Source organism: Myxococcus sp. MISCRS1 (assembly GCF_026626605.1).
Classification (GTDB): domain Bacteria; phylum Myxococcota; class Myxococcia; order Myxococcales; family Myxococcaceae; genus Myxococcus; species Myxococcus fulvus.
The window spans coordinates 6,828,861-6,846,928 of record NZ_JAPNKB010000001.1 but is presented as its reverse complement, the minus strand read 5'-3'; the positions used below and the strand labels follow the sequence as shown (position 1 = coordinate 6,846,928).

Genomic DNA, 18,068 nt, shown 5'->3' with positions numbered 1-18,068 from the left:
CATGACCCAGAAGAAGCTGAAAGAGTACAAAGGGTTCATCTGGACTCGGGACCTCACTCGGCCGGGCCTGCGAGTGAGCGTGATGGCGACGGACCCCGAAGAGGCCTTCGACATGTTGGAGGAGAAGCATGGCAAGGGCACCGTCCACGACCTGCACAACGAAGAGGAAGCGAACACGATTCGCTGACCGGGCTGGCGCAGGCGCCAGCTCGAGATAGCTGAGGAAGGGCTCGCGACCCACGGGTCGCGGGCCCTTCTTCGTGGGAGGGACGCAGGCCCGACAATCCGCCGATGTGGCCTGAATCCGCGCTCTACCGGACTGACGGCCCGGCGCGCATCTTCGAAAGACTCACCCGACCTTCGAGGACACGTCATGGCTCACGACCACTCCGCACATTCCGTTCAGCACATCGTTCCGGGCTTCGGCGCGGACCGCGCCGCTCATTACGATGCCCAGGCCGCGCTCAGCCTCGCGGGCGTCCAGGCCATGTACGAGTTGGTGGCCAGCGCGATGACGTCCCGGCTCGATGGCCAGCAGGACGCCTCCCTGCTCGCCGTGGGCCTGGGCACGGGGATGGAGCTGGTGCCCTACCTGCGCTTCGATGTCCCGGGCTGGCGCTTCACGGGCATCGACCCTTCCTCGGCCATGCTCGACGTGGCCCGGAAACGCCTGGAGACCGAGGGGTTGCTCTCTCGCACGCACATCCACGTGGGGGAGCTGAAGAGCCTTCCTGAGGGCCCTCCGTTCGACGGCGCGCAGATGATGGGCATCCTGCACCATGTCGAGGGGGATGCGGCCCGCATGGAGCTGCTGCGCGAGGTGGCTCGTCGGCTCAAGCCCGGAGCGCCCCTGGTCATCGGCTGCCGCGTCGGAAAGGACCCGGTGCTGACGGATGTGGAGTTCCGCCGCCTGCGCGCCCATGGAATCCCAAAGGAGGAACTGGACCACCGTCGCAAGCTCTTCGACGCCAAGGTGACGCCCATCGAGTCCGACGCGGTCCTGGCCGGAATGCTCGAGCAGGCGGGCTTCACGACGCCCAAGCCGCTCTTCGTCTCGCTCCAGTTCAAGGTGTTCCTCACCCAGTCCGGGACGGCGTCCCAGGGCTGAGTCCCAGTCCCCCCAGCAGCAAGCTTCTAGCTGTGCATCATCGGCGTTGGACTCGAGTCCCGTGTTGCGGACTCGTGCCGAGCCCCGCGCAGCCCTCCGTCGAGGAAGGTCTCCGGCGCGTCCGTTGCACAACAGCGGACCACGCGAGCCCACTTGGACGGCACGGCCGAACACGGCCATCCCGACGCAAGCCAGGGCATCGCGAGACCCTCGTCGCTCGACCGAAGGCTCACCATGACTCAAGCGCGTCGCCCGCCACCCCGCCTTGCGCTCCAGGCATTGCATCTCACGGCACTCCTCGTCCTTCTCGTCACACACCGGTCCTCGCCTCGGAGCCCACGCTGCCGATGTCCCAGGCTGACGCGGGCCCCATCGCTGCCCCCATGGCCTGCAACGGTTGCGAGCCGTTCCCCGACCCCGACCCCGAATGCACTCAGGAGGTTTGTGACGGCGTCGACAACGACTGCGACGGGCTCATCGACGAAGGACTGATTCTCACCCTCTACCGTGACGCGGACGGTGACGGGAAGGGCGCGGGCGTCGGGAAGGCAGCCTGTGCCCAGCCCGGCTGGGTCAGCAACAACAGCGACTGCAACGACAACAACGCCTCCATCTGGCAGTGGCGGAGATACTACCGCGATGCGGATGGCGATGGCTTTGGATCGCCGGCGACCTGGAAGGACTCATGTGGCCAGCCCTCCGGCTACGTGACGGACGCGACCGATTGCAATGATGCATCGTCCGCCGTCAAGCCGGGCGTCGTGAAGGCTTGTGGCATTGGAGCCTGCGCGGTCAGCATCCCAGCCTGCATCAATGGAGTTGAGCAGGTCTGTACGCCCCGACCTCCCACCGAGGAGGTTTGCGACCAGCTCGACAACAACTGCAATGGCCAGGTGGATGACCTTCCTCCGATCTCCTGCGGTGTTGGAATCTGCCAGCGCACGGTGCCCGCGTGCGCCAATATCTGCGAACTGGAAGAGCGCCATGACGGGAAGCCGCCCGTCGAGGTCTGCACCTGGAGATCCAACTTCTGCGTCGCTGGCTCTCCCAAGCCCGCTGAGAGCTGCAATGGGGTTGACGACAACTGCAATGGAATGACGGACGAGGGCGTGCAACTCACGTTCTACCGTGACGAGGATGGCGACGGCTTCGGCGCCGCGAGCGCCCCCATTGGCAGTGGTTGCAGCGTCCCTTCTGGGGCGTCCCTGAACAGCCAGGACTGCAACGACAAGAACGCCGCGGTTCACCCGTCGGCCCAGAAGACCTGCGGCGTCGGCGCGTGCGCGAACAGCGTCCCGGCATGCCGCAATGGCGTCGAGCAGTCCTGCACGCCCCAGCCTCCTACCGAGGAAATCTGCGACCAGATCGACAACAACTGCAATGGGCAGGTGGACGATGTCCCCCCGAAGACCTGTGGCGAAGGAGCTTGCGCGCGAAGTGTTCCCGCCTGCACCACGGCATGCTGGATGGAGCCGAGCCGTGACGGAAAGCCTCCACGAGAAGTGTGCGAGTGGGGGGACTACGGCATGTGCGTTCCCGGAGCCCCAGCCCCGGAAGTCTGCGCCAACGGCATCGACGAAGACTGCAATGGGCTGGCTGACGATTCGACCCACTCGAATGCATGGCTCGACTTCTACGCCGACCAGGATCAAGACGGATATGGCGCCACCTGGCTGAGCACACGAGCGTGCCGCCAACCCGAGGGCACGACTCGAGTTGGCGGAGACTGTGATGACACCCGGTCCACCGTGAGGCCCGGCGCCGCGGAAGTCTGTGACGGCATCGACAACAACTGCAACGCAAACATCGATGAAGCGGGCATCTGCGAACAGTCGCAGTGCCAGTGACACGAGTCCATTGACTGCATCCCCAGGCGGAAGCCCTCCGTCCTGCTCGGAGTCCATTGCCATCATGAGTCCAGAAAAACCCCATCATCATTCCTCGTTGCGCAGGTTCCTCGCCGCGCACGTCATGCTCTTTGTCTATGGAGCCCAGCTCGTCAGCTGCGCGCCATCCAGTCCTCGGGACCAGGAGGTAGAGCACAGCACGCAACTCACCAAGGCGCTGGGTGCGGCCCAGAGCATACCCTTTGAACTGAGGCAGGACACGATTCTCGCCACGGGGCCGGCGGGGCAGTCGACGCCAGGGGCCATCCCGTTCTCGGCGGACGTCACGGCCAGCGGCTCAGCCGCGGTGTCCATCCCCCTCTGGGTTCCTCCCGGTCGCGCGGGAATCCAACCTTCTCTCTCCATCGTCTACGACAGCCAGGGAAGCGACGGCATTCTTGGCCCGGGCTTCAACCTCGCGGGGCTGTCGCAGATCACACGCTGCCCCAATTCTTTTGCGAGAGATGGAAAGCTCCACCCTGTCGAACTGAACCTCACGGTCTATATCCCGGAGATCAACCATTACTCGAGGGCCTACTGTCTGGATGGGATGAGGCTCGTACCCGCCCCCTCCGGGCAGAACCACTTCAAGACCGAGCAGGACACCTACTCATCCATTCGCATCCCCCCGGGCAACAGTTCCATCGATCCAGACACGTTCGAAGTTCGAGGGAAGGATGGGCTCGTCCGAACCTATGGTCGCGGCACAGGGGCGAGAAACGATGCCATCCTTCGTCTCGAGCAGGCGGCCGCCATCGCCTGGGCCCTTTCCTCTGTCGAAGACCCATTTGGGAACCGCATGGAGATCTTCTATGCGCAAGCTCCCGCTGGAGCGAACACGGGTCTCTGGCATCGCCCCACTCGAATCGTCTACACCCAGTTTCGCAACGCGTCCGGCGTCATCGAGCCAGGGCACCGAGAGGTCACCTTCGAATATGAAGAGCGGGCAGATGCCTTCTCGGGATACCTGAGCGGCGTTCAGGTTGGCCGTGACTTCAGGCTCTCGCGAATCAACATGAAGGGGCCGGGGCTGGCACCTGGGGCAGCCTCTCTCTCGACGGTCCTGCTGCGTTACTACGACTTTGACTACACCGAAGGAACTGTCAGCAAGCGCAGTCTCTTGACGACACTGCGCGAGTGCGATGGCAGCAGCATCTGCAAGCCGCCTTTGCACTTCGAATGGGAGCAAGGCTCGTGGGAGTTCAAGACTCCTCCTGCCACGAATGTCAGCGATGCCGCGGCAGGAGCGGGTCTCAACTCCTTTGGCTTGGGAGCCGGACGTCGAGGTGTCGCATACTTCGTCCGCTCCGAGCGAATCCAGAAGTTGGATCTCCACTATCCGTCAGAGGAAAACCCTCTCACGGACTACACAAAAGAGAATTGGCGAGACATCATGCGGGTTCTTCGATTCCCGGATGCAGCGTCTCCCATGCTCGAAGCATCTGACTCCGTTGGCGCAGCGCTCTGGTACCCCTGGTTCAATATCGAAGGCAGCGTCATCTTCGAGGATGGAGGAGATGGCGACTATTGCGGCAAGAGACACGAGAGAGATCTCTTTCCCGTAGTGACGGACTGGGATGGCTTCGGAAAGTCTTCCGTAACGGCCCTCTCGTGTTTTTGGGAGGTTCCAAAAAACAAACCAAACCATCCTCCCACGCCCATGTACGGCTATGTCCACAAAGAATCAGCAGCCACGGAGATCGCCGGCTCAGAGCCAAACTCTCAATACTGGCTCGACGTCGACGGGGACGTGAGAAACGACCGAGTCTGGATGGGACGACACGAGGATTGGCTTCCCTCGCCCCTGAAGAGCATCGAAGTCTTCCCCGCGACCAAACGCACCACCAAGCTGACTTCTCCCGGATTCTTCTTACCTTCTCGCTTCGGCGTCCGTGCCGTAGATCTCGATGGCAGCGGAAAGATGAGCCTCCTCGGCGTCGGACTCAACGGAGGTGGCCTTCTCGATGCGCTCTCCTACTCGGAGTTTTCCGATACCAATCCGAACGTAGCTGAAATGAAGGTCATCAAGACCAGAATCAAAGAACCACCACAGCGGCCTCCATACTTCGGCTCCACGCGAGCCTTCACGTTTGACTTCATTGACGTCAATGGAGATGGACTGAGTGATGCCGTCACGCTTGGCGACATGTACGTGACCGATACAGCGCCAGAGCTTTGGGTCCAACTCAACTCTGGGAGCGGGTTCAACCCCGTCCAGAGAACCGTGCTCTCCAGCGACCTTGCTACCCTGCTGGATGGAGCCAAGACGGAACACGGTGACTTCGACGGTGACGGGCGCATCGACCTGGCCATCTTCAAGCGAAACACCCCTGTCAAACTGTGGCTGGCTGGCCCGAAGGGAGACTTCACCCGTTTCGAACAACTGACCTCCGTTCCCAGCGGAGACAACCTCGAATGGGCCCAGGTCGTCGACGTGAACAACGATGGCCTGCTGGACTTCACCTACAGGCAGGGAAACGACCTTCGCGTCGCACTGCGGAGCCACGCGACGGATGTCCTCAAGGCCGTCAGGTTCAATCAAGACGCCAGCTACTCCTTCACCTATACCCCCCTGTCACAGAAAAACCCTCTCGGCAGTGCTCCTCCTATCGAGCCGTTCTACTCGAGTTCCTACATCGAGGATGCCCAGAAGCCCTGGCTCCGCCTCGCACCTGAGTCGATGCGCGTCGTCTCCAGCATGGCACTCAACGTCAACGAGCGTCGGGTGAACAGATGGCGATACCTCTATCGAGATGGCCTCTCCGACACTCGAGGATTGGGGTGGCTCGGCTTCGGCCAGCGAATCGTCATTGACGAGGTGACGGGCGCCCGGACGACCACGAGCTTCGACAACATCTCCATGGTGGAGGGCCCGAACCGGAGGGCCTCCGCGCTCCAAGCGCACCTCCCGCGCGAGGAGGTGATTGAAGTCCAGGTGGACGCCAACACCGCGCTGCGGACCCAGCGGAACTGGACGTATGCGAGGACGCCGCAAGGCTATGCCCCCGCCTACCAGCAGTACGCGCGGCGATTCGTGGAAACGGTACGAGAGGTCAAGGGTACCTCGACGACCGTGGTGTCCGAGAAAGAGAGCCTGCTCGAGCTCGACGACAAGGGCACCCCCATCTCGCAGACATCGCTCATCCACGGGGCCGACAAGACCGAACAGGTTCGGACGAGCATTGAACCTGGCGACTTCGACTCCGTGAACTGGGTGCCCACCGGGGTCTGGACCGCCACCACCTCTTGGATGTCGTGCGCCCGAAGCGTGGAGCTTGGATGCCAGGGACAGCCCGCTGCGGCCAATGTCCACACGAAGCGGATGACGTACGGCACACGGGGGCAACTGGAGAGCACCGAGACAGCACCGTCTCTCGCAGGAGAGGCGGTGACGCCGACGACCTCGGAGACGTATCTCAAGGCGATCTTCGCCCGAAACGACAAGGGGCTCGTCGTGCAGGTCTCCCTGCATGGCAGCGGGGAAGTGCGCACGGAGTCGGTGAGCTACGACGACCTGGATCAGACGCAACTTGCGACGACCACGGACGCAGAGGGCGCCACCTGGCGCTACCTCTTCCACCCGGGTCTCGGTGTTCTTGCGCAGACGGAAGACCCCAACGGGGTCCACATGCGCATTCAATACGATGGCTTCGGCCGCGAGCGAATCGCGACGCCACTCTATCAGGGGCCATCGACCGCTCCGGCGGACAAGTCCATCGTGCGCAGCTTCTACGAGTGGCAGGGCTCGACGCCCCAGCTCCGCGTCCAGGCAAGCACGAATACCGGCGCGGCAGGAGTGACTGAGGCCACGACGTCGTTCGACGTCCTCGGCCGCCCGGTATCGCACCGTGCGCTGCGATTCGATGGACAGACCGTGCTCTCCACCACCGAATATGACGACCTGGGTCGCGTGGTGAAGCAGGAAGCCCCTCGACTGACGACGGAGATGCCGACCTGGGAGGCATTCGAGTACGACCCGCTTGGACGAGTCACGGCGCGCCGCATCGGCGACTCGGCCACAGGGCCTCGCGGCATGCTCGTCGAAACACTCCTGTACGCATCGACGACCCCCTACACTTCGCAAGCCGTCTCAATCGATGCGGCCGGGCAGATGAAGCGGACGCTCGTCGACTTCCGTGGGCTGCTGACTCGGGCGACCGAGGCGCCTGGAACGGCCCTGGAAGCAACCATGACCTACACCTACGGCCCCTTCGGTCGCCTGGAGAACGTTGATGACCCCGCTGGGAACCGGAGTTCCCACTTCTACGATGCGTCTGGGCGCGTGGAACGATCAGTCGACCCCGGCGCGGGGACAAGGCTGTTCCTCTACAACGCCTTTGGCGAGCTCAAGAGTCAGTCTGATGCTCCCGCAGGGACGACAAGCCGGCTGACGACCACGTATCAGCGAGATCTCCTGGGGCGCGTCCTCTCGGCGACCAACGAGAAGGAGCGTTTGGACTACGTCTACGACAGTGGTCCGGGCGCGATGCGACGACTGTCGCGTGCGACCCGCACGCCTTCTGGCAACCCCGATGGAGTCGTCATCAGGGACCATGTGTACGACCTCTTCGGGCGCGAGACGGACACTGCGCTGCGAGTGGGCGGCGACACGCTGGTGATGAGTCGCGAATACGACGACTTCGGGCGAGTGAATCGGCTCACCTACCCTGTCGCGCGAGATGGAGTGCCGTTCACAGTGGGGTACTCCTTCACGAACCAAGGGAGTCTCGCGACCATCTACTCGACCGACACGACGCGCCCACTTGCAGTCTACTGGCGAGCGTACGCGAGAGACAGCATGGGTCGGCTCAAGACAGCCCACTACGGCAATGGCGTTGCAAGGGGTTTCCAGTATGACAGCCAGGGACGCCTGCGCTTCCAGGAGGCTCGCCACAACGGAAACAAGATCCAGAGCCTCGCTTACGACTACACCTACAACGACAACCTCGCGGCGCGCCACGACCTCATGGTCGGCGTCACGCAGAAGTACACCTACGACGCGCTGGACCGGCTCGAGCGCTGGAAGGTCCAGCAGGACTGCCAGACGCTCGACGTCCAGTTCCAGTACGACAAGCTCGGCAACATGCTCAGCCGCTCGCCTGTCTCCGGCTGGGAGCCCTCCGCGAGCTTCCAGTACACCGGCGGTACGTCGGGTGGTCCTCACGCCGTCAAGCAGGCCCAGTTGGGCGCCGAGTCCTTCACCTACGAGTACGACCACCGCGGCAACCAGCTCGCGATGCGTGATGCCCAAGGCGCACTGGTGCGCTCCGTGCAGTACGCACCCTCCAACCTGCCCGAGAGCATCACCTCGTCGAGCGGCACCGTCCGCTTCGACTACGACGCCTCCGGCACCCGTGTCCGCAAGCACTCCGATGATCGACAGGAGGAGACCCTCTACGTCGGAGGCCTCTACCAGCGCCGCAAGCAGGGCTCGACGGTCACCCACATCGTCAGCATCCCCAGCCCCGAGGGTGTCGTCGCCGAAGTGTCCTGGCAGGAGGGCTCGACGTCAGAGTCCACGCGTTACTTCCTCAACGACCCGCAGGGCAGCCCCGACACGGTGACGGATGCCTTCGGCACGGTGCTCGAACGCATCAAGTACGAGCCCTTCGGCGGAAGGCGACAGGCGACGAACCTCGCGCAGGCTTCCACGACGAGCCACACGGGCGCGCGCCAGGGCTACACGGGACACGAGCAGGATGACGAACTGGGCCTCATCAACATGCGCGGGCGCATCTACGACCCGCGGATGATGAAGTTCCTCAGCGTGGACCCGGTCATCGCCGAGCCGGGCTCCGCTCAGGCCTACAACGCGTACTCGTACGTCCTCAACAACCCCCTCCGATACACGGACCCGAGTGGCTTCACGCCCTACGGAGGGAGTTTGGTCAGCAGTTGGGGCCCTGGATGGACGGGGGCGCCGCTGTCAAACCAGAGCCTCATCAGGAGCTCACTGGAGCGGCATCTGGCCATGCCTGGCCCGTCGCTGTTCCTGCCCAACACAGACTTCAAGGTACCCAGCGTCGAGTCGCTCGACGACGCCAAGACCCAGCCCGATGCTCATCACACGAATGACATCGGACAGAGCTCCGGCTCGTCGAAGTCTGCACTGACGTCGCTCCTCACAGAGGCCTCCTCACGTCTGAACGCCGGTCTTGAAAACAATCCCTGCGGTCCGCATCTCGGCTGTCGGGCAGCAACAGGGATGGTGCGCAGTCAACTCGACAGCGTGCTCAACGCGTCGACGGCATATGACAGGTACGCCCCTGTCAGCAAACTCGCAGCGGCAAGCCTCGCCGTCAACGAGTTCATCCCATTCGTTTCAGCGGGTGAGAGTTACCTCGAAACAGAGTCAGCCTGCGGCAACGGAGAAGCAGGCCGCTGCGTCCTCGGTGCGGGGAAGACGGCCTTCTACACACTCGCCGCTGGCGCGAGCATTCTGGGAGCCCTCGAATCAGGAGGGAGCGTTGCGGCCGCGCTCAGAACCCCTGTCTCAAGTGCGCGCAGGTTGATGGAGAAGGTCGGAGGTGTCGTCCGGTCGCGAAGCATGAGCAACGGTCGTGGATTCTTCTCCATGTCGAAGAATGCGGCGGGTGGAGAAGTTTGGACATCCTCCGGTGTGATCCGTCAGGAAGACTTCGCGACGTACGTGAACAGTGGTCTTTACAAGGGCGATGTGCACATACTCACCGGAGCACATGGTGAACTCAATGGCACCATTTCTGCAGAGGCCCGCTTTCTAGTACAGGACATCGAAGAATTTGGCGATTATGCAGAAGTACACTTCTATGACGTATCAAGGATGACACCCGAAGGAATTTCCGACGTACTTCAAAAAGCAGGCACCGTCATCGGGGCATTCTGCCATAGCGACATCTGCCTGAAGCCATACAGATAGACACAATATGAACAACAAGAACTTGAGGGAGTACAAGGCTATCATCTGGACTCAAGATCCCACTCGCCCCGGCCAGCGAGTGACCGTCTTGGCGACCAGTCTGCACGAGGCGCGCAGACTCCTTGAGCAAGAGCATGGCAAAGGCACTGTCTTCAACCTACACAACGAGGAAGATGCCAAGACACCTCGATAGCCACCCAGGCAGATGAATCAGTTTGAGCCAGTTGAGGATGGGCTCGCGAGTTTCTAGATCGCGCGTCCGTTACCGACGGAAGAGCACAGACCACGGCCTCAAGCCTGGACTGTGCTCCCACCCCACGGGCATTTTACCGGGCCTCGCCTCAAAGCAATCGGGCGCAAACCTTTTTGTCATTCAGGACGCCCGCGGCCGCCATCGGCCCTGCAATCTGTCGATGTGGTCTGCACGCCTGCTCTACCAATCTGCCAGTTTGGCGCGCATCCTCGACGCCGCATCCAGCTTTCGAGGACACGTCATGCCCCACGCCGACACCACACTTTTCGTCCACTACATCATCCCAGTCTTCGGCTCGGGCCGTGCCGGCCACTACGACGCGAGGATGGCTCCCATCGAGTCCGATGCGGCTCCGACTGGCATGCTCGAGCAAACGGGCTTCACGCCGCCCGAGCCCCTCTTCGTCTTGCTCCAATTCAAGGTGGTCCTCACTCGGTCCGGGACTGCGGCCCAGAGTCGAGTCCCGCACAATGGACGGGAGGGGTTGAGGGGCTCACCTCAGAGGCGTCAGGGCCCGGAGGTTGCACGGGCCCATGCCTCCGAGGCATTCCATGAGCCTCGCCCATTCGGGTCACCCACGCCCCATGTCCATCTACTTCGTGAAGAACGTCGAAGGGTTGCATCCCAAGGGCACACATGTCGGACGCGTTTCCGCGGGCACCTCTGGCACCGAGCAGTTGATGCAGGCGCTCGAAGCCGCGCTGCGACTGCCCGCTTCCTTCAGGCGAACGTGGGACGCGCTCTCCAGGTCCCTCAGGAACCTCTCCTGGCTCCCCACTGGACGAATCACGCTCATCCACGATGAGCTCCCGAGCCTGTCTCCCGAGGACCTCAGCACCTATCTGCATGTGCTGGAGGAATCCGCCGGGAACTGGCGAGGGAGGACTGACTACGCGCTGGATGTCGTGTTCGCGAAGAAGCACAGGCACCGGGCCCTGGCGCCGCTCGCGGATATCCGCCCCAGGTCACCCTGGAGGCGACTCAAGGCGGAGCTGGACAGCAGCAGCGTTCGGGATGAACTCCAGTTCATCTCCCAGAAGTTCGACGGCTTCGAGTTCGTGATGAACATCGTCGAGCAGCGTGACGGGTCGACGCGTCAAATCAGGAATGCACTCTTCCTGGCCTTCAGGATGCGGGGCTGGGACCGGGAGCGTTTCGCCAGAGCCCTCCCCAGCCTCTGCGTCCACGAATCACTCGAAGTGAGGGAGCAGGCGACATGGAGCCTGCTCGTCCTGCTCCGCCACAACAGGACCATCCCGGGTGAACGCATTCCGAACGATGATGTCCCTTCGTGCGTGGAACTCCTTCACAAGGCCATTGCGATGGGCGTCCAGGAGAACCTTGAAGCCCTCGCGCACAAGTACCTGGCCGGGACGTTCTGACACTCACTCCCACTCAAGCCCGAGCTACCTTCACCCATGGTCACCAGGATTTCGATTCAAGGATTCGAGTACGACTGACTCGCTTGTGACGGCGTGGGCCACGTCGGGTTCTTCAGCACCGCAGGTGGAGGATACGCGCCGGATGAGTTCCTCCGCGACATTCCACTCCACGACCGGGCATTGGAGCTGATTGCAGGGATGAAGCCCTGCACGACGGCCATCCCACAGCCAGACCAGTCCTCTGAGCCTGAGGATGTGTGGAGGCGAATGGCGGAGCGCGGCATCTTCGCCTTCGACGCGTCTCCTCTCGGAGGCCCCTATCAACTCATCGCCCGCCCCGAGACAGCCATCCGCATCGAAGCGCTCCCTCCGGAGACTGTACGAGCGGCAAAGCAGATCACACTCGCCCAGCTCCGATTTTCTGACGTGAGCGTGTTGGACGAGCCACAGCTTGTTCGTTCCATCCGAGTCACCTGAGGAGAGAAGAGATGACCCAGCCGAATCTGAGAGAATATAAGGCAATCATCAGAATTGGAGGCCGCCCCAATCCAGGGTTCCCTGTGACGATGATGGCAACCGACCTTGAAGATGCCTACGAGCTTCTCGAGAAGAAGCATGGCGCAGGTACAGTCTTCGACCTGCACAACGAAGAGGATGCAAACACGATTCGGTGACCACGCCAGCCGCAAGGAGTTCAGACGTGACCGAGAAGAAGCTGAGAGAGTACAAAGCTGTCATCTGGACACAAGATCCCACTCGTCCCGGACAGAGAGCGAGCTTCTGAGCGGCCAGCTTGGACGAGGCGCATAGGCTCCTCGTGGAAGAGCATGGCAAGGACGCCATCTTCTCCCTCCACAACGAAGAGGATGCGAAGATGCCTCGCTAACAGCGAGAGGACCTCGTAGGATCAAGGCGACGAGATGGTTCGCGAGACAATCACCACGAGCATGTCGTGTCGTCAGTGCGGCACACTCCAACAGTGTACCCACACGGCGACGGCAAGGAGCGAGGGGCTGAGATTTGCCAGCTCGTTCCACTGCCTCGAATGCGGTGACGCTTTCGAGAGCGACGACTCCCGCATCCCGGAAGACCTCCGCCCTCTCTTCTACGAGACGCACGGGAAATGGGCACTGTATCTCGAAGCAACGGGCCCGCAGAAACTCCACGTCCTGCACTCAATCCGCCACGTCATGGGACTGAGCCTTCAAGCCACGGGCGAACTCCTGAAGTCGCTGCCGTGTCAATTGGCGGAGGGCACACGTGTCGAGATGGAGCTGCTCCGAGAACGGCTTGCCCACAGCGGAGCGAAGCTGCTCCTCAAGAGCAACACCTCAACCCAAGACCCCACTCAGTAGTCGAGCGCTCTCCAACGGACTTCTCCATGGCGCAATTCTTCCCCGGCCTCAGTCGATGCATCCTCTGCAAACAGGTCATCGACGACGCTCCGGTGATGTTCCCCGCTTTCATCCCCAAGGGGCATTCACTCTGGGGGTATCAGGACGCGTCCTTCCACGCTCCCTGCTTCGACGGCTGGGAACATCGAGCGCGCTTCCTGCTCATCTACGACGATGCGCTGCGACTCGAGGCCTCGATGCCCAAAGACCTGAGCCTGGAGGAGAACGAGAACCTGTTCGCCGAGCGCTCACGGCGCTGGCGAGAACGCATCCTCCGCGAAGACCTGACGCCGCCAACGCAGTGAGCCCGCGCCCACCGTCACGGAGTCGGGGTCGAAGCCCCAGGCACCGGCATCACCGTGCCGCCGTACTGCGTCGCCGCCAGCGTCCCGCACGCCGCCCCAATCTCCTTGCCCCCTGAGTACCGCCGCGCCACCGGCGCCTTCAGTATCTGCAAGTAGTCCCGGAACGCGCTCAGCTCCTCCGCCGACGGCGGCAGGTACTTCCCCGTCGGGTCCGTCACGTCGATGAGGTCCACCTTGATGGGAATCCCCTCGAACGCCACCTTCAGCGCCTCCGCGTCCTCGCGCTCCAGGTTGAAGCCGGAGATGGCCACATAGGCAATCATCGCCCGCTCGCGCCGCACCTGGCTGTACTCGCGGATGGCCTCAATCAACTCCGGCAACGGATGCGTCTTCTCAATCGGGAGCACCTTCGCCCGCTTCTCCGACATCGCGCTCGTTACCGAGAACGCCAGCCGGTACGGATGCCCCTCCCGCGTGTAGCGCCGAATCGCCGGCACATGCCCCGCCGTGGAGAACGTAATCGCCGTGCCCGCAATCGAGAACCCCGCCGGGTTCGACAGGATGCCCGCCGCCCGCAGCGTCTCCTTGTAGTTGAGCAGCGGCTCGCCCATCCCCATGAACACCACACCCCGCACCGGCCGGTCCGCCTCCGCCCTCACCTGCAGCACCTGGTCCAATATCTCCCAGGTATACAGATTTCGTTTGAAGCCCAACTTCCCCGTCATGCAGAAGTCGCACGCCAGCGCGCAGCCCACCTGGCTGGACACGCAGATGACGTACTTCTCGTCGAAGATGGGGATGCGGACCGCTTCAATCCGCCCGCCCAGCGGGGAGTCGAAGAGGTACTTCACGAAGCCGTCGTCCGCCTTGCGGCGCTCCACGATTTGGAGGCTCGGCATCTCGGCGTGGGCTTCCAGGTAGTCCGTCACCCGGCGGGGCACCTGCGGCGAGCGCGCCACCTCCGTCACGGACTTGCGGCCGTGGGCGAAGACGGCCGCGAACACCTTGCGCACCGCAGTGGGGGACGGGGAGAGCGGCGCGAGCGCCGCCTCCAGCTCCGGGAGCGAGAGTTGCTTCAGGTTCACGAGGCGGACTTGATTTTGGAGCGAAGGAAGTCCGTCAGCTTGGTGCTGACCTCCTTCGGCATCCTCGCCGCCAGCGCGCGCTTGCACAGACTAGGCGTCGCCCGGTACGTGCGGAGGAACTCCTCACAGGGGCTGCACCCGGACAGGTGCTCCTGGAGATGGCGCGAATCCTCGGGCGACATCTCGCCCTCGAGGTATTCCAGCAGGAGGTTGATGGAGTCTTTACAGGTGTACATCCGAACCTCGGCTGGCTGCGGCGCGCCCTCGTCCTCGCTTCGGAAGATGCGGAGCCCCCCGTTCGCGTTTCACGGCCCGGGATTGTCGCGGTTGTAGAAGGCGTCGATGGCTTCCCGGAGCGCGAGACGAGCCCGGTGCAGGCGGCTCTTGATGGCGGGGATGGAATCCCCCGTCACTTCCGCAATCTGTTCGTAACTGAGGCCGTCCACGTCTTTCAAGAGGAAGACCTCACGATACCCCTCGGGCAGGCGGTCCGCCGCCTGCCGGATGGCCTGGCCCAGCTCCGCGTCCAGGGCCTTCTCCTCGGCGTCCCGACTCCAGTCCGTCTGGGGGTAGTCCGCCAGCGTACCCCGGGGGGTGAACTCCGGCCCCTGGAGCTCCGCCTCGGCCGCCTGGGCCACCCGCCGGTGGCGCAGGCGCATGAGCGCATGGTTGGCCGCGATGCGGTGCACCCACGAGCCGAAGGCCGCATCCCCGCGGAAATCCTTGAGATGTTGGTAGGCCGACAGGAAGGTGTCCTGGGTGATTTCGGCGGCGTCCGCCTCCGAGCGCGTCATCCGCAGCGCCAGACCGTACACCTTGTCCTGGTGGGCTCCCACCAGGGCCTCGAAGGCGGACATGTCCCCGTCCTGCGCGCGGGCGAGGAGCTGGCGATCATCTTCCGTGGCGACCTCGTCGGACATGGCGGGGCGCACCCAACCAGCCGGAAGCGCCTTCGTCAAGCGCGGTTGCGACGCCTCGTCCCAGGCCGCTTGCTGACATGTTGACTGTCCCGGACCCACAGCCGGAAGGGCTCGTCCGCCCACGCCCCCGCGTACTCCACGCCGATGCGGGGGCCCTTCTCCACCCGCCCCTCCTCCACCGGCACACCCGGGAGCAGGTGCAGCCCCGGTGAGGCCAGGTCCACCCGGTTGTGCGCGAGCGTCAGCCCCATCGCCTTGCACAGCTTGCCGGGCCCGTCCGTGCGTGCGCCTGCGTCCAGCCCCTCCACCGGCTCCACCGCGCGCACCAGCACCGCCGCCCCCACCCCGGGCGCGTCCGTCACCACGTTGAAGCAGTGGTGCATCCCATAGATGAGATACATGTAGGCCTTTCCCGGCGGGCCGAACATGACCTCGGTGCGCGGGGTGAGCCCCTTGGCGGCGTGGCAGGCCAGGTCGTGCTCGCCGATATAGGCCTCGGTCTCCACGATGCGCCCCACCCGCCGGGCGCCGTCGGACGCCTGCACGACGAGCAGCGTACCGAGCAGCTCCCGCGCCACGACGAGGGCCGGGCGCGCGTAGAAGGACGAAGGCAACACGCTCACGTCCAGCAGTGTACCGGTCAGGGCCGACTTGCGCCTTGGAATGGACAACCGTCCACCAGCGGAAAACGGCCCTGCACTTCCTGTCGCCGGACCAGTTCACTCCAGCGCGGGGCTGGTGCAGATTGCGCCGCACCATGTCCACCCCCGGCCGGCTCTCCGGTCTCCTGCTTCCGCTCTTCTCCCTGCGCTCCCCGACGGATTTCGGCATCGGTGACTTCGGCGCGCTCGACGGCCTGTTCTCCTGGATGAAGCTCGGGCGTCAGCGCCTGCTGATGCTGTTGCCGCTGCTGCCCACCGCGCCGGGTGACTCCAGCCCCTACGCCACCCGCTCGGCGTTCGGCCTCAACCCGCTCTTCATCGACCTGCACGCGCTGCCGGAGTTCACCGCCTCGGGCGGCGAGGCCGCGCTCTCCGACGAGCAGCGCCGCCAGTTGGCCGAGGCCCGGAGCGCCCCGCGCATCCGCTACGACCTGGTCTTCCCCCTGAAGGACGCCGCCCTGGCGCGCGCGTTCGACACCTTCGAGGCCCAGCACTGGGCCTCCCAGTCCGAGCGCGCCCGCGCCTTCGCCCGGTGGCGCGACGCCCAGGCTGGCTGGCTGGAGACCTACGCCCTGTTCACCGCCATCAGCGAGCAGGAGGACCGCCGCGCGTGGTGGGAGTGGCCGGAGGGGCTTCGCACCCGTGAGCCCCAGGCGCTCGCCGCCAAGGGGAAGGAATTGGAGCGCCGGGTGCGCTACCACGCGTGGCTGCAGTGGGTGGCCGAGGAGCAGTGGAACGCCGCGCGCGCCAAGGCCCGCGCCCAGGACGTGCTCCTGTGCGGCGACGAGCCGTTCATCATCGGCCAGGACAGCGCGGACTGCTGGGCCAACCCCACCATCCTGCGCCGCGACGCGCGGCTGGGCGTGCCGCCGGATGACTTCTCCGCCACGGGCCAGGACTGGGGCCTGCCCTACTTCGACTTCGTCGCCATGCAGAAGGACGACTACGCCTGGCTCAAGGCGCGCGCGAAGAAGGCGGCCAGCTACTACGACTTGCGCCGCGTGGACCACGCGGTGGGCTACTTCCGTCAGTGGATTCGCGACGAGCAGACGCCCACCGGGCGCTTCATCCCGCCGGACGAGGAGAGCCACAAGCGGCTGGGCCGCAAGCACTTCGAGCTGCTCTCCGAGGGCGCGGGCATCGTCGCCGAGGACCTGGGCGTGATTCCGCCCTTCGTGCGCCACATCCTCGCGGAGCTCAAGCTGCCCGGCTACCGCGTGATGCGCTGGGAGCGCGACGACAACACGTACCGCAACCCCCACCAGTTCCCCGCCATCTCCCTGGTGACGACGGGCACCCACGACACCGACACCATGGTGGAGTGGTGGGAGGGCGCCCGCGACGACGAGCGCCAGGCCGCCGCCCGCGCGTGGCCGGAGCTCCACGGCGTGCCGGTGTCGCGCGAGTTCACCCCGGAGGTGCACCGGGCCCTGCTGGCCGCGGCGCTCAACTCGGGCAGTGATTTGTGCGTGCTGCCCTGGCAGGACGTGCTCGGCACCCGGGACCGCATCAACCTGCCGGGCTCCATGAGCGACTCGAACTGGGCCTATCGCATCGCCCAGGACGTGGGCTCGCTGCTCAACGACGCCACGACGCGCGAGGCCGCCGAGAAGCTGGCCTGGCTCACCGCCTCCGCGCGCCGCTGAACGACGCCTGCCCATGCGCCGTGCCCGGGGTGATTCGCACCCGGGCGCGGTGGCGTGGCCCTCACCTCAGTCGATGCACTTCACCTGACCGGGGAAGCCATCGAAGATGGCGCAGCGGCGGTTGGAGTTCGCGCACTCGAGCCTGTCGCAGACGTCCTCGGTGACGCAGATGGGCGGAGAGCGGCCGAATTCCAGGAATACCTCGGCGCAGAACTCGTAGATCTGCTCGCAGCCGAAGGAGCCGCAGTACTCGGCGTCCGCGAGGCTCTCACCTTCTCGGAGTTTGACGACCTCGTCGTCATCCACGCCGCAGGCGGAGGCGAGCGCCGACACCACGCAGAACACCAGGACTCTGATTCGGCGGGACAGGAGCATGGCCCCCAATCTGGCGCACCTTGGCGCGGCTTGCACGTGTCGAGGTGTTTCGAGCAAGGACTTGCCGACAGAGGCCGGGATGAAGAGACGTTGGAATGCGACAAAGGGAGGAGGTCGTCCTCCACAAGACGCGCTGCCCCTCTTGCCTTCCGGG

Annotated in this window: 15 protein-coding genes; 10 read left to right on the top strand and 5 right to left on the bottom strand. The window is 64.2% G+C overall.

All coding sequences use genetic code 11. The features are described 5' to 3' along the window. The first annotated feature begins 1 nt into the window (after position 1). The 9 genes from OWM54_RS27300 (at position 2) to OWM54_RS27260 (ending at position 13,226) form a co-directional block, all read left to right on the top strand. On the top strand, positions 2 to 187 hold the full coding sequence (locus tag OWM54_RS27300; RefSeq protein ID WP_223782609.1) for a hypothetical protein: 186 nt from the start codon (positions 2 to 4) through the stop codon (positions 185 to 187). 186 nt (positions 188 to 373) lie between these two features. Beyond that, complete coding sequence (locus OWM54_RS27295; RefSeq protein ID WP_267699395.1) at positions 374 to 1,108, top strand: SAM-dependent methyltransferase; 735 nt, start codon at positions 374 to 376, stop codon at positions 1,106 to 1,108. A gap of 347 nt (positions 1,109 to 1,455) precedes the next feature. Next, positions 1,456 to 2,955: a putative metal-binding motif-containing protein gene (locus OWM54_RS27290; protein WP_267699394.1), complete on the top strand. Its 1,500-nt coding sequence runs from the start codon at positions 1,456 to 1,458 to the stop codon at positions 2,953 to 2,955. Between the two features lie 64 nt (positions 2,956 to 3,019). Next, the gene (locus OWM54_RS27285; protein ID WP_267699393.1) at positions 3,020 to 9,892 is read left to right on the top strand and encodes an RHS repeat-associated core domain-containing protein; all 6,873 of its coding nucleotides are present in this window, start codon (positions 3,020 to 3,022) and stop codon (positions 9,890 to 9,892) included. Positions 9,893 to 10,729: 837 nt separating this feature from the next. Further along, positions 10,730 to 11,527, top strand: a complete 798-nt coding sequence (locus OWM54_RS27280; protein ID WP_267699392.1) for a barstar family protein — start codon at positions 10,730 to 10,732, stop codon at positions 11,525 to 11,527. Between the two features lie 93 nt (positions 11,528 to 11,620). Continuing rightward, positions 11,621 to 12,004: a hypothetical protein gene (locus OWM54_RS27275; RefSeq protein ID WP_267699391.1), complete on the top strand. Its 384-nt coding sequence runs from the start codon at positions 11,621 to 11,623 to the stop codon at positions 12,002 to 12,004. An 11-nt stretch (positions 12,005 to 12,015) separates the two neighbouring features. After that, entirely contained in the window at positions 12,016 to 12,201 is a 186-nt protein-coding gene (locus tag OWM54_RS27270) for a hypothetical protein (protein ID WP_267699390.1), read from the top strand. 246 nt (positions 12,202 to 12,447) lie between these two features. After that, complete coding sequence (locus tag OWM54_RS27265) at positions 12,448 to 12,882, top strand: hypothetical protein (protein ID WP_267699389.1); 435 nt, start codon at positions 12,448 to 12,450, stop codon at positions 12,880 to 12,882. Between the two features lie 26 nt (positions 12,883 to 12,908). Then, positions 12,909 to 13,226 (top strand): hypothetical protein, encoded by a 318-nt coding sequence (locus OWM54_RS27260; RefSeq protein WP_267699388.1) that lies wholly within the window; start codon positions 12,909 to 12,911, stop codon positions 13,224 to 13,226. Positions 13,227 to 13,240: 14 nt separating this feature from the next. Here OWM54_RS27260 and OWM54_RS27255 read toward each other — a convergent pair whose 3' ends face one another. The 4 genes from OWM54_RS27255 to OWM54_RS27240 form a co-directional block, all read right to left on the bottom strand. Beyond that, positions 13,241 to 14,311, bottom strand: a complete 1,071-nt coding sequence (locus tag OWM54_RS27255) for a radical SAM protein (RefSeq protein ID WP_267699387.1) — start codon at positions 14,309 to 14,311, stop codon at positions 13,241 to 13,243. Beyond that, positions 14,308 to 14,547 carry an anti-sigma factor family protein gene (locus OWM54_RS27250; RefSeq protein WP_141325753.1) on the bottom strand — a complete coding sequence of 80 codons (240 nt, stop codon included), beginning with the start codon at positions 14,545 to 14,547 and terminating at the stop codon, positions 14,308 to 14,310. The genes OWM54_RS27255 and OWM54_RS27250 overlap by 4 nt, the downstream gene beginning before the upstream one ends. Positions 14,548 to 14,616: 69 nt before the next feature. Beyond that, positions 14,617 to 15,231, bottom strand: coding sequence for an RNA polymerase sigma factor (locus tag OWM54_RS27245; RefSeq protein WP_141325754.1), 615 nt, complete (start codon positions 15,229 to 15,231; stop codon positions 14,617 to 14,619). 35 nt (positions 15,232 to 15,266) lie between these two features. Next, positions 15,267 to 15,854: a DNA-3-methyladenine glycosylase gene (locus OWM54_RS27240; RefSeq protein WP_141325767.1), complete on the bottom strand. Its 588-nt coding sequence runs from the start codon at positions 15,852 to 15,854 to the stop codon at positions 15,267 to 15,269. Positions 15,855 to 15,988: 134 nt separating this feature from the next. Here OWM54_RS27240 and OWM54_RS27235 point away from each other — a divergent pair, with 134 nt between their 5' ends. Beyond that, the gene (locus OWM54_RS27235) at positions 15,989 to 17,539 is read left to right on the top strand and encodes a 4-alpha-glucanotransferase (RefSeq protein ID WP_267699385.1); all 1,551 of its coding nucleotides are present in this window, start codon (positions 15,989 to 15,991) and stop codon (positions 17,537 to 17,539) included. Between the two features lie 66 nt (positions 17,540 to 17,605). Here the strand turns inward: OWM54_RS27235 and OWM54_RS27230 are convergent, their stop codons facing one another. Continuing rightward, on the bottom strand, positions 17,606 to 17,914 hold the full coding sequence (locus tag OWM54_RS27230) for a hypothetical protein (RefSeq protein WP_141325756.1): 309 nt from the start codon (positions 17,912 to 17,914) through the stop codon (positions 17,606 to 17,608). Positions 17,915 to 18,068 lie beyond the last annotated feature (154 nt).

Coding starts and splice junctions, on each gene's coding strand:
- OWM54_RS27300 (WP_223782609.1), top strand. CDS start 2: ATGACCCAGAAGAAGCTGAAAGAGTACAAAGGGTTCATCTGGACTCGG.
- OWM54_RS27295 (WP_267699395.1), top strand. CDS start 374: ATGGCTCACGACCACTCCGCACATTCCGTTCAGCACATCGTTCCGGGC.
- OWM54_RS27290 (WP_267699394.1), top strand. CDS start 1,456: ATGTCCCAGGCTGACGCGGGCCCCATCGCTGCCCCCATGGCCTGCAAC.
- OWM54_RS27285 (WP_267699393.1), top strand. CDS start 3,020: ATGAGTCCAGAAAAACCCCATCATCATTCCTCGTTGCGCAGGTTCCTC.
- OWM54_RS27280 (WP_267699392.1), top strand. CDS start 10,730: ATGTCCATCTACTTCGTGAAGAACGTCGAAGGGTTGCATCCCAAGGGC.
- OWM54_RS27270 (WP_267699390.1), top strand. CDS start 12,016: ATGACCCAGCCGAATCTGAGAGAATATAAGGCAATCATCAGAATTGGA.
- OWM54_RS27265 (WP_267699389.1), top strand. CDS start 12,448: ATGGTTCGCGAGACAATCACCACGAGCATGTCGTGTCGTCAGTGCGGC.
- OWM54_RS27260 (WP_267699388.1), top strand. CDS start 12,909: ATGGCGCAATTCTTCCCCGGCCTCAGTCGATGCATCCTCTGCAAACAG.
- OWM54_RS27250 (WP_141325753.1), bottom strand. CDS start 14,547: ATGTACACCTGTAAAGACTCCATCAACCTCCTGCTGGAATACCTCGAG.
- OWM54_RS27245 (WP_141325754.1), bottom strand. CDS start 15,231: ATGTCCGACGAGGTCGCCACGGAAGATGATCGCCAGCTCCTCGCCCGC.
- OWM54_RS27235 (WP_267699385.1), top strand. CDS start 15,989: ATGTCCACCCCCGGCCGGCTCTCCGGTCTCCTGCTTCCGCTCTTCTCC.
- OWM54_RS27230 (WP_141325756.1), bottom strand. CDS start 17,914: ATGCTCCTGTCCCGCCGAATCAGAGTCCTGGTGTTCTGCGTGGTGTCG.